Here is a 12,051-nt window from a genome sequence, read left to right as displayed (position 1 = left end):
AATACCTAATAAAGTTTTTATGAGCGACCCGGGCGAATCGCTCCAATGCGTTCCTGTTGTGGTATGCCTGACTGATTTGAAACGGCTTTTAAGTAGGACAATTCCAATTACCGAAAAGGATTTGTAATTTTAGAGTTGCTAAACCTTCAAAAATGAAACGACGTTCCGCATTAAAAAGCCTGATCGTGGCCACGGGCAGTCTGGTAACGCTACCGGCCTGGGCTACTGGCTGGACACCCGAAACCGTTGGTCAGCTCACCTTTGCCTCCCTTGACGAAGAAATGATGCTGGCCGAACTGGTTGAAACCTTCATTCCCGAAACCACCACCCCCGGTGCCAAATCCCTGAAAGTACACCAGTTCGTTTTGCGCATGATTACCGATTGTTACGATCAACCGGCGCAGGAATTGCTGAAACAGGGACTTATCAAAACTGACGAAATGGCCCGGCAGGCGTATAGCAAACCGTTTACCGCCTGCGACGTTCCGCAGCGTACCGACCTGCTGCGCCAACTGAGCGCAGCTGTGGAGCCGGAAACGCAGCAATTCGCCAATCTGATCAAAGGCCTCACCATTCGGGGTTATACCAACTCGGAATATTACCTCGTTAATGTTCGGAAATATGTCATGGCACCCGGTTTTTACCACGGCTGCGTAGACCTCATTACCAACTGATTCTTCCCCTTACCTATGTCCTATTTTAATATCGATTCGGTGAAAGACCGCACCTTCGATGCCATTGTCATCGGCTCTGGCATCAGTGGCGGATGGGCCGCTAAAGAGCTGTGCGACAAAGGTCTACGTACTCTCGTGCTGGAGCGTGGCCGCGATGTCAAACACGTGACCGACTACCCTACCACGATGATGAACCCCTGGGAATTTGAACACGCGGGACAAATTCCGAAGGCGCTGAAAGATGCGAATCCGATTGCCAGCCGCTGCTACGCCTTCAACGAAGACGCGGCCCATTTTTTTGTCAAAGATGCTGAACACCCCTACGTTCAGGAAAAACCGTTCGACTGGATTCGGGGCTATCAGGTTGGCGGGAAGTCGCTGATGTGGGCGCGCGGTACACAACGCTGGTCGCAGTATGATTTCGACGGCCCCGCCCGCGACGGTTTTGCGGTGGAATGGCCCATCAGTTATGCCGACCTTGCTCCCTGGTATAGCCACGTTGAGCGGTTTATCGGTGTAGCCGGAAATAAAGACGGATTGCCGCAACTGCCAGACGGCGAGTTCTTGCCTCCACACGAGCAGTCGTGCGTGGAAAAACACTTCACCGACCAGATGGCAACGCATTACAAAGGTGCCCGGCCCATCATCATCGGCCGCTGTGCGCACCTGACTCAGCCGAAGGAAATTCACCTGAAACAGGGACGCGGCCAGTGCCAGAACCGGAATCTTTGCCAGCGGGGTTGTCCTTTCGGCGGGTATTTCAGCAGCAACTCGTCGACGCTGCCCTGGGCGGCTAAAACCGGTAAAATGACGCTCCGGCCCGATTCCGTGGTGCATTCGATTCTAGTCGACGGGAAAAAGACCGGGCCAGCGTCTGGCAGGGCGACGGGCGTGCGCGTGATCGATGCCAACACCAAGCAGGAGACGGAGTATTATGCTAAAATTATCTTCGTCAACGCAGCCTGTCTGAACTCGAACCTGATTCTGTTAAATTCCAAATCCAGCCGGTTTCCGAACGGATTGGGGAATGACAATGGTTTGCTGGGCAAATACCTGGCTTTCCACAATTTCCGGACAACCATTTCGGCCGAATACGAAGGATTACTGGACAAAACAACCGACGGAATCCGGCCCAACGGCAGCTACATTCCGCGCTTCCGCAACGTTTTGAAGCAGGAAACCGATTTTCTGCGGGGGTATGCCGCCGGTTTCAGCGGCAGCCGGGTTACCAGCAATGATACGGTCGGTATTGGTGAAGAATTAAAGGCGAGCCTCTTCAATCGGAAATACGGCAACTGGCGCGTTGGTTCCCACATGATGGGCGAGACCATTCCCAAAGAGGAAAGTTTCCTCGCCCTCCATCCGACGCTTACGGATGCCTGGGGCATTCCGCAACTGCGGGTATCGGTGGGGTACGACGATAATGATGAAAAAATGATCCGGGATTTTCACGAGCAAATGACCGAAATGCTGACGCTGGCCGGTTTCACCAACATCCAGACCCACGATAAACCCGACAAAGCGCCCGGTCTCGACATTCACGAAATGGGTGGCGTCCGGATGGGAAAAGACCCAAAAACCTCGCTGCTCAACCAATGGAACCAGTTTCACACCTGCAAAAACGTCTTCGTTACCGACGGGGCCTGCATGACTTCCACCTCCACCCAAAACCCCTCGCTAACCTTCATGGCCCTTACAGCGCGGGCGGCCAATCACGCGGTGAGTGAGCTGAAGAAGGGGAATTTATGAGAAAATAGCAGGCAGGCTAACCGTAGCCTGCCTGCTATTGAATTAAAATCCATCCCTTTTTTATACTGGACAAATGTGTGCCCAGGCCCATTAATACAACAGCCTACGGCGCTGATAGAAAACCGTCTCAATCTTTTCGACGATCCCGACAAAGGATTATCAATAACTACAGACGCATTTACCAATTGAAGAAGCTACACGAGATGGCGCTCCACTCCTAAATCTTGATGATGGCGAACTGGTATGTAAAAAACCAACTGTAAAAAAACAGGAACCAGTTCCACGGAACCGCCCCGTTTCCAACTAAAATTCTGCAAGCCTACGGTTTCGTATAACATGGTCCAGAAACAGATACCGCGCCCGGTTTTTTGCCGTTTTCAGACGCGTGCTGATGTCGATTTGCAGAGCCTGAATGCTGTTTCTGCGGTTGGTGGCAAGCCATTTTGGTAAACCCGTTCCGCATCACTTCGGCGACTTTGTAATTAGCAATTCCCTAATACCTGGCTATTTAACGAAACCTTTATCAGAAACCAGTGTTGATGCCCCGTAACTTTATGGAGAATAATCTGCCTGATAAAACGGACTGAGTTCAAGCCCGGCATTTCAATAACAGCCCAGTAACCCACTGAATGACAACCCGTTTAGAACTATCAACTCCGGTCATTGACGACCGCCCGGTATTCGTCTCCGGCACGTTTTGCCAGTGGCTTCCGGATGTGGAATCGTTTCAACTACGGCAGACGGGGCCGGGCCGGTATTTTATTGAGCTTCCGGCGGGGCTCACATCTCAGGCTTCGCTGGAATACAAGTACACGCGGGGGAGTTGGGATTCAGTCGAGCTGAGCGCGGCTGGCGAAAGCGTGCCGAACCGGTTTTCCCGACGCCAGACCGGCACCCGCCGGGATGTGGTGCCCCACTGGCGGTGGCACGGACGGCCCTTCAACCCGGCTTTTCTGCCGCAAGCCGAGGTGATCAGCAACGAATTTGAGATCCCGCAACTCAATACCACGCGCCGGATTCGGGTTTTGCTGCCTTATAATTACGACGCTTCTCAACACCGGTATCCGGTTTTGTATTTGAACGACGGGCAAAATCTGTTCGGTGAAGGATCGCCGTTTGGCAACTGGACCATCGACCAGAAACTGGCGGTTCTGGCCCACCGAAATCACCACGAAATCATCATTGTTGCCGTCGATCATGGTGACAATGAACGCATTGCGGAGTATCAGCCCTATAATACCCCTCTGGCCGAAGGCCGGGGCCGTACCTACCTCGACTTTATTGTGCACACCCTGAAACCGCTCATCGACGCCCGGTATCGCACCTTACCCGACCGAACGCATACCGGAATGGGCGGCAGTTCGATGGGTGGTTTGATTAGCATCTATGCCGGTTTGCTGCATCCGTCGACCTTTGGAAAGCTGATGGTTTTCTCCCCCGCCCTGTGGACAACGCCCAAAGTGTACGCCGATGCCCTGCGGTTTGCTTATCCGGAACCGACCAACGTGTACCTCTACGGCGGACAACAGGAGTCGAAGTACATGGTGCCGGCCCTGGAGCGTTTGCAGGAGTCACTGATGCGGCAAAAAGGCAAACCAACCATGCAGCTTCAACTGGCCGTTGATCCGAAAGGGCAACACAACGAAAACCGCTGGGGCCGGGAATTTCCGCAGGCCGTAGAATGGTTGTTTTTCTGATTCGTTACCTTTGCCTCATTATGCAAATTCAACTCACGACCAGCCAGCCGCTGGCCTCCCAAACACTCGTTATTCCGGTTCGGCAAACCGATGAATTGTCGCACACGCTGAGTGCACTGGCCAACCGGTTTAACCTGGAACCGGCAACGTTGCAGCACGATTTTAAAGCCGACTTCAAAGAAGTGCTCTCCCTGTATCAAGCCGATGGACAAAAAGTTTATCTGCTGGGCTTGGGGACAGAACCGACCACAATGGGTTGGCTGCGGGCGTTCCGGGAACTGTTTTTCCGGCAAAAAGAGCGGCTTTCCCGAACCGTTGGCGTCGATCTGACCGGTTTTGATGCCGACGTTATCGAAAGCGTGGTGCTGGGAATCCGCTGGGGTGGTTACAACCTGAAACTGCACGCTACCGATCAACCGAAAACCGCTGACTTCTATTCCGAAGAAGGCGTCCTGCAAATCTATAGTGCTGATTACCAGCAACTACCCGCCGAAGAAATTCTCCATCGTGCCGAAGCCATCGCAGACACGCACCGCCAGATGCTGGATTTAATGAACTCGCCGTCCAACTACAAAGTCCCGCAGACGCTGGCCGACTGGGCCGTCGCTTCCGGCCAGCAACACGGATATTCGGTAACGGTTTTCGACCAGGCAGAAATTGAACGGCAGGGGCTTTTGGCTTTATTAAGCGTTAACAAAGGCAGCGAACACCCCCCGGTTTTCATCATCGCCGAATACAAACCGGTCGATCAGCCAGCCGCCCGAAAAGTGGGTCTGGTGGGCAAAGGCGTCACGTTCGACACGGGCGGTATTTCCATCAAGCCCTCAACCGGTATGCACCTGATGAAGAGCGACATGGGCGGGGCAGCAGCCGTGTTGGGAACATTGGAAGTGGCCGCGAAACTCCGGTTGCCGGTGCATCTCATCGGAATTGTTCCGGCGACGGAAAACATGGTGGATGGCGCGGCCACCAAACCCGGCGACGTCATCGGCTCCTACCTTGGCAAAACCATTGAAGTGATCGATACCGACGCCGAAGGCCGCATCATTCTGGCCGACGGACTGGGCTACATGGTCCGGAATTTCCAACCCGACGTTCTGATTGATCTGGCAACGCTGACCGGCAGTGTCATCGGCACGCTGGGGTATCATGCCGCCGGTTTGTTCAGCAACAACGACGATCTGACCCGCCAGCTCCTCAACTCCGCCAACCAAACCGGCGAACGCTTGTGGCCGCTGCCGCTCTGGGATGTCTATAAGGAAGATATTCAGTCGGATGTCGCCGATCTGAAAAACTTCAGCGGAAAACCGCTGGCGGGCGCCATCAGTGCCGCCAAATTTCTGGAGGTTTTCACGGAATCGCACCCCGCCTGGGCGCACCTGGACATTGCCGGAATGGCGTTCACGGACACGGAATTCGGAACCCAGAAGAACGCGACGGGTTTCGGAATCCGGCTGTTGATTAATTTTTTGATGGGAACGCAGATTGAACGGATATAACGGATCAGAACTGATTTTTTTACCCGTGAAAATCCGCTAAATCCGCCCAATCAGCGTTCCTATCTGAAACCTTATTATTACATTGGTAAAAAGAGTTGCCATTAGCACTTCGTAGACAAACTCATGAGCCAGTCACTAGCATTCCTCTGTATCTCAACGTATTTCAAAGGAGAAGCTTTCCTGAAAGCCTGCAAGGAAGCGGGCAATACCGTCTATCTGCTGACGTATGAAAAACTGGCCGATGCGCCGTGGCCCCGAGAAGCGGTCGACGAGTTCTTTTTTCTGCCCTCGCAGGACAATTCATCGCAGAATCTGGATGTGATGATCAACGGGCTGGCGCACACGATGCGTTCCCGGAAAATTGACCGCGTGGTGGCAATGGATGATTTTGATGTGGAAAAAGCGGCATTGGTGCGCGAAACGTTCCGGATTCCCGGTATGGGTCAAACGACGGCCCGGTTTTTTCGCGACAAACTGGCGATGCGGATGCGGGCATCCGCGGACGGCATTCGCGTTCCGGCGTTCAGCAGTTTATTTCACGACGAAACCATCACCGACTTTCTGCAGAACACCGAAGCGCCCTGGCTCATAAAACCGCGCTCGGAAGCGTCGGCGACCGGTATTAAAAAAGTGCATTCGCTGGACGAAGCCTGGCAGATGATCCATTCGCTGGGCGACCTGCGGCATACGTTTCTCATCGAGCAGTTTAAACCGGGTCGCGTGTTTCACGTCGATTCGCTGTCGCGCGATGGCAAAACGCTGTTCACCCGCGCCAGCCAATATCTGGCAACGCCGATGGACGTGGCCCACGGCGGGGGTGTTTTCCGAACGGCGATTCTGCCGTTCGATTCCGACGAAGCCCGAAGTTTGTACCAGTTGAATGACGCTGTGATGGCCGCGTTTCGGATGCAGTCCAGTGCCTCCCATTCCGAATACATCCGGGGTGATCACGACGGGGAATACTATTTTCTGGAGACGTCGTCGCGCGTGGGTGGTGCCAACATTGCGGAACTGGTCGAAATCTCGTCGGGAATCAACCTTTGGGCCGAGTGGGCCAGGCTCGAAAGTGCGATGGCTCGCGATGAACCCTATGAATTACCGGACGTTCAGAATCACTATGCCGGGTTGATTATCTCGCTCGCCCGCCAGCAGTGGCCCAACACCGACGGTTTTACAGACGACGAAATCCGGTGGCGCATGAACAAAGAACACCACGTCGGTTTCATCGTCCAATCGCCCGACCGTGAGCGGGTTTTGCAGCTCTTGGACAACTACATGGAGCGGATTTATCAGGAATACCATGCTTCCGCGCCCGTTCCCGACAAACCGACGAATTAATCTTCCTGAAACTTGTGCATTTCAATTCCAATGGATTCCATTAGCTGGCTGGCGTTGAAGCTCCGGCAAACGCCCTGCTGCAACTGGTAATCGAAGTGCAGTTTTCCATCGACCACGTCTGACCGGAAGCTGTAGTTATGAACAAACGGATGCGTGGCCGCCAGATCGCCCAGTTCTACATCGTGGGTGGACACAAAACCGGAGGCCGAGGTTTCGTGCAGTTGGAGAATCAACGCCCGCGCGCCCCGGTGCCGGTCGGCGGAGTTGGTACCTTTCAGAATTTCGTCCAGAAAATACAGAACCGGCCAGTTGGACGTTTGCCGCGTGCGGTCGATGAGCGTTTTCAGGCGTTTTAGTTCAGCGTAAAACGACGAGGTGTTTTCTTCCAGCGAATCCTGCGTCCGCATACTCGTGAATACCTGTACCGGCGAACAAATCAGCTTCTCGGCCGCCACCACCGAACCCGCCAGCGCCAGCACGACATTCGTCCCAATCGTCCGCAGAAACGTACTTTTCCCCGACATGTTGGAACCGGTAATCAGAATCGTTTGGCCGTTTCCGTCAATTTTCAGCGAATTGGCGACCCCGCGATTCGCCATCAACATCGGGTGCCGGGCTTGCCGGGCATCGAGTTGCAGCGTTTCTTCCCTGAACTCCGGAACCGCGTATTCGGGATGGGCGTAGGCCAAACCGGCCAGACTGTTGAGTGCTTCGGCTTCGGCCAGGGCGTCGAGCCAGTCGTTTAGATGCGGACCGTACGTGCGCTGCCAGCGGTGGAGGGCCTGTAAATAATGAATATCCCACAGGGTAAAAATGCCGACCAGAAGAAAGAAATACGGATTTCGGCGGAAATTCAGGTTCTCGACCAAGCGGCTCAATTTCCCGATGGCGTCCGCTGCCGACCGGTTTTCGAGACTCGTTACGGCCTGAAGGCGGTGTAAAATAGCCGATTCAAAACGTGGATTTTCGAGGTGTTTCAACAAATCCCGGTAGGTTTTCAGCGCCTGTGCCATGGCAAACGTCTGCTCGCTGACGTTCTTGGCGCGCTCGGCAACCTGACCCAGCAGCAACCCATGCACCAGCAACGAAGCGGTGACGGCCCAGCCCGGCAAATAACCGGTCATCCAGAGCACGATCAGCGTCAGCGTAACGGCCGGAAACAGCCAGCGGGCAACCGTTAAAAAAACCGGCAGCGGTTCCGTGGGTCTGGTAGCCCAGTTTTTCAATTCCTGCGGGGATTCGCCGACGGACGGATTGAGGTAGGCCAGAGCCGCCAGTTCCTGCCGCCAGTCGAGCAACGGGCGTAATTCGGCCACGGCATCCTGACGAAGCACCACCTCGTCGGTGGGAACGGGCGAGAGCAGATAAGCCGCCAGTTTGCGACTCCCCTCGTAGGTATACGTGCGGTTCAGCAGCCGGAACAGGGAATGATTGCCAAAAATATCGAGGTCACCCGCGTAGGGATGATTGGTATCCGCAAACTCAAGACCGGTTTCGGGGCGCAAGAATTTACGCTCCAGCCGGGCGGTTTCGTCGCGGTTGATAAACGCTAGCCAGCGGGCGCGGTCCCGTCGGCGCTGAACGGCCTGGTGGCGTTTCAGCAGGACCAGAAAACCGGCAATGCCGAGCAAACCAAGGCCGATGGCCAAGCCGTCCTGCTCTCGTTCGATGAGAAAATAAATCAGAAAAGCCGCACCAATAAACCAGATAACCCGGATGATGGCCAGCCGGTTGTAGCCCGCGCGGGCTTTGAGTTCTTCCTGTAAAAACCGGGTTTCACGTTCCGCAAAAATCGAATGGGGCATTAGATCGCGATGTTTTTATTACAAAGCGAACACACGCCCTGAATCAGTAGATTGGTTTCTTTGCGGCTGTATCCCGACGGCAAACTGACGGCCGGAATCAGGGTATTTTCCAGACAAGTCGTTAGCCCGCACTGTTCACACTTGAAATGCACGTGATCGTGGTGATGATCGTGGGCGCAGGCTTCACGGCAGAGGGCATACTTCAATCCGCCTTCGTCGTCCAGCACTTTATGCAGAATTCCCTTGTCGACAAACGTTTTGAGCGTCCGGTAAATGGTCACCCGGTCGAAGTCATCTTTCAGGCTTTCTTCAATGTCGTGGTGCGCCAGGGCATAATTGGCGGTAAAAAAGGTATCCAGAACTTCCTCCCGACAACTCGTGTGTCGCAGGTGAAAGTCATCCAAAGTCTGTTTAATGGCAGCGTTCATTCTCTTAAAAAGCCGGTGTGGCTCGTTAGCTATCCGTCGTTTCAAACTGTAATTTAACCAAATTCGCGTACAAACCGTCTTCCAGCGTGCTCAGTTCCTCGTGCGTGCCGGTTTCGGTGATCTGGCCTTCGCGGATCACGTAAATCGTATCCACTTTCCGAATTGTGGCCAGCCGGTGGGCGATGATGATGGTCGTGCGGTTTTGCATCAGCACATCCAGTGCTTCCTGTACCAGCCGTTCCGACTCCGCATCGAGCGAACTGGTGGCTTCGTCCAGAATCAGAATGGCCGGATCTTTCAGAATAGCGCGGGCGATGGCAATCCGTTGCCGCTGACCACCCGAGAGTTTAACGCCCCGCTCACCCACAATGGTCCGGAACTTCTCGGGAAACGATTCGATGAAGTCCAGCGCGTTGGCTTTGCGGGCAGCCGCGATAACCTCGGCTTCGGTCGCGTCTGGTTTTCCGTACGAGATATTTTCCAGAATCGTGCCGCCAAACAGAATCACTTCCTGCGGAACGACGGCGATATTCTGGCGCAAATACCGGATGTCGATGTCCTGGATCGGCCGCCCGTCGATGGTGATCGAACCGCCGGTATTGGCATAATACCGCAGCAACAACTGCACAATCGTCGATTTACCGGCACCACTCTGGCCCACCAGCGCAATTTTGTGACCCGCCGGAACCGCCAGCGAAATGCCTTTCAGCACCTCGACATCGGGGCGTGACGGATAGGAAAAATGAATGTTACGGAACTCAATATCGCCCTGCAACGGAATCGCCAGTTGAGTCGGCTCGGTCGTCGGCAGTTCTACTTCCGATTTTTCTTCCAGAATGTCCAGAATCCGTTCCGATGCGCCAATCGTCCGCTGAATCTGGGCATACAAGTCACCCAAACCGCCAACCGCCCCGCCGATGTACATGGTGTAAATCACAAACGTCACCAGTTGCGAAAAAGACAACTCACCCGCCAGCATCAGCTGGGCGCCGTACCAAACCACGCCGACAATACCGCCAAAGAGCGCAAAAACGATGAACGACACAAAACCGCCCCGGAAATTGGCCACCCGAAGCGAGTTCTGCACCACTTTGTCGAGTGCCGTCGAATACCGCCGGACTTCGTACGGCTCGTTCGTGAACGCCTTCACGACGCTGACCGACTGCAGGGTTTCTTCCACCACGACGTTGGCCTGCGCCAGTTCGTCCTGTGCTTTGCGCGACAGTTTGCGGATGAATTTCCCGAAGAAAATGGCCGCTACGATTACCACCGGCACCGTCGCCAGCATGAATCCGGTCAGTTTCAGCGAGGTAAACGAGATCAGGGCCACCCCGGCCAGTAACGTGATGATCTGGCGGAGAAACTCGGCCAGCGTGGTCGATAAAACATCCTGCAACTGGGTGACGTCCGACGAGATGCGGCTGGTCAGTTCGCCCACGCGCCGTTGTTCAAAGAAGAAAATCGGCAGCGTGATAATTTTTTTGTAAACCGCCCGCCGGACATCGGCCATCGACCGTTCACTGACCTGCGCGAACAGATACACGCGGGCGAACGAAAACGCCGACTGAATCACCAGCAAGCCGAATAAAAGCAGCGTCAACTGGTTGAGCGATCCGGTCGACAGCTTGTTTTCGACCACTTTCAAGATATCACCCAGCAGTTTCGGAAACACCAGTGTGGTGGCCGATGACAGCAGTAAAAAAATCAATCCAATGATGAAATAGCCTTTGTAAGGCCGGATAAACCGGAATAACCGCAGCGATTTTTTGAGCGCATCCCGGTTAACCTTCACTTTTTTATCTTCTTCGTTCTCGTCAGAACCCCTTCCTCGCTTTGCCATTCGTTTTCCTGTAAGGTCGATTAACCGACCATTTTATTTTACTCGTTATCGTCTTTAAACCCTTTATAGCCCGATTGTTCAAAAATCTGCCGGGCGTTGTCGTTGTCCATCAACGCTTTAATACCGGGTTCTTTCCCGTCGTAATACTTCCCGACAATTCGCCAGCCCAGCCAGCGGCCAATGGCTCCGGGGCTTCGGGTGCCGATTTCGGCCGTAAAAGGCCGCTCGGTCAGATACCGGTTTTTGACCGGCGGACTCACCTCATACAGCAGTTTGGCGTCGATGAAATAGGCCCAGATATCTTCCTGAACGTTATTCGTCTGCGTGAGTTGCTGATCGGTGTAGCCGATAATCAGACTGTCGGGCGTTTGGGGCAGCATGGCTTTGGTGAACACGTAGCCTTTTCCGTAATACACCATGTCGGCCAGCAACGTCTGGTCCTGTTGATTGGTCTTGTTAAACCGGTCGGAGAGGGCGAAAACGATGGCCGGAGCGATGAATTCTTTCTGATACCGGCGCAAAATATAGGCTGGGAGTCCTTTGGGGCGGTATTTGGCTTTCGGTCCCGCGAAATAATCCAATCCAATCACCACCAGCGTGTCGCTGATAATCAGATCCGGACCCATAAAACCCGATACCATCGTGGCGACTTTCGGCGGCTTGAAATCCGGGAAGTTTTCGTGAATCCGGTTGAAGGCTTCCGACAGCAGATTCTGAATATCGCCGAACGTTCCGAACTCCGCATTCACCTGCTTGTACAATACGTCAAGCTCCTTATCGTTAACTCGTTTGAGCAATTCGTTCACCAAAGCCGAGTCCTGACCGAAGCGGGTTGTGCCGAAATAAGCCTGCGCGATAGCTTTGTATTTGTCGAGCCACTGACGGACGTCTTCCGGCTTTCGGGAGGCAAAAAGTTCCTGTTCCGGCCGTTCGATCGTTACCAGTTCCTCCGTTTTGGAACACGAATTGAAAATGAGTATACTTACTAAACAAAAAACTACGGGTGAAATCTTCATCCTTC

At 54.0% G+C, this 12,051-nt stretch carries 9 protein-coding genes; 5 read left to right on the top strand and 4 right to left on the bottom strand.

Annotated features, from left to right (window positions below):
* The first annotated feature begins 152 nt into the window (after positions 1 to 152).
* The 5 genes from EHT87_RS19705 to EHT87_RS19685 all read left to right on the top strand — a co-directional run bounded on the left by EHT87_RS19705 (position 153) and on the right by EHT87_RS19685 (position 6,957).
* Positions 153 to 674 carry a gluconate 2-dehydrogenase subunit 3 family protein gene (locus tag EHT87_RS19705; RefSeq protein WP_124908383.1) on the top strand — a complete coding sequence of 174 codons (522 nt, stop codon included), beginning with the start codon at positions 153 to 155 and terminating at the stop codon, positions 672 to 674.
* A gap of 15 nt (positions 675 to 689) precedes the next feature.
* Positions 690 to 2,423: a GMC oxidoreductase gene (locus EHT87_RS19700; RefSeq protein ID WP_124908382.1), complete on the top strand. Its 1,734-nt coding sequence runs from the start codon at positions 690 to 692 to the stop codon at positions 2,421 to 2,423.
* Between the two features lie 629 nt (positions 2,424 to 3,052).
* Entirely contained in the window at positions 3,053 to 4,120 is a 1,068-nt protein-coding gene (locus tag EHT87_RS19695; protein WP_124908381.1) for an alpha/beta hydrolase, read from the top strand.
* Positions 4,121 to 4,140: 20 nt separating this feature from the next.
* Complete coding sequence (locus EHT87_RS19690; protein ID WP_124908380.1) at positions 4,141 to 5,619, top strand: leucyl aminopeptidase family protein; 1,479 nt, start codon at positions 4,141 to 4,143, stop codon at positions 5,617 to 5,619.
* 123 nt (positions 5,620 to 5,742) lie between these two features.
* A complete protein-coding gene (locus EHT87_RS19685) occupies positions 5,743 to 6,957 on the top strand; it encodes an ATP-grasp domain-containing protein (RefSeq protein WP_124908379.1) in 1,215 nt (404 codons plus the stop codon).
* On the opposite strand, the gene EHT87_RS19680 is transcribed toward EHT87_RS19685, so the two are convergent.
* Genes EHT87_RS19680 through gldB form a run of 4 tightly spaced genes read right to left on the bottom strand, consistent with a single transcriptional unit; the run spans position 6,954 to position 12,046 of the window.
* Entirely contained in the window at positions 6,954 to 8,762 is a 1,809-nt protein-coding gene (locus EHT87_RS19680; protein ID WP_124908378.1) for a MutS-related protein, read from the bottom strand. The two genes, EHT87_RS19685 and EHT87_RS19680, sit on opposite strands and share 4 nt — an antisense overlap.
* Positions 8,762 to 9,190: a Fur family transcriptional regulator gene (locus EHT87_RS19675; RefSeq protein ID WP_124908377.1), complete on the bottom strand. Its 429-nt coding sequence runs from the start codon at positions 9,188 to 9,190 to the stop codon at positions 8,762 to 8,764. Before EHT87_RS19675 ends, EHT87_RS19680 begins: the two co-directional genes overlap by 1 nt.
* Before the next feature lie 25 nt (positions 9,191 to 9,215).
* Positions 9,216 to 11,030 (bottom strand): ABC transporter ATP-binding protein, encoded by a 1,815-nt coding sequence (locus tag EHT87_RS19670; RefSeq protein ID WP_124908376.1) that lies wholly within the window; start codon positions 11,028 to 11,030, stop codon positions 9,216 to 9,218.
* 38 nt (positions 11,031 to 11,068) lie between these two features.
* Positions 11,069 to 12,046, bottom strand: coding sequence for a gliding motility lipoprotein GldB (gene gldB / locus EHT87_RS19665; RefSeq protein ID WP_124908375.1), 978 nt, complete (start codon positions 12,044 to 12,046; stop codon positions 11,069 to 11,071).
* Positions 12,047 to 12,051: the final 5 nt, after the last annotated feature.

This window comes from Larkinella knui (assembly GCF_003858645.1).
In the GTDB taxonomy this organism is placed as follows: Bacteria; Bacteroidota; Bacteroidia; order Cytophagales; family Spirosomataceae; genus Larkinella; species Larkinella knui.
The sequence above is the reverse complement of the archived record's forward strand: the minus strand, read 5'-3'. Positions and strand labels throughout refer to the sequence as shown.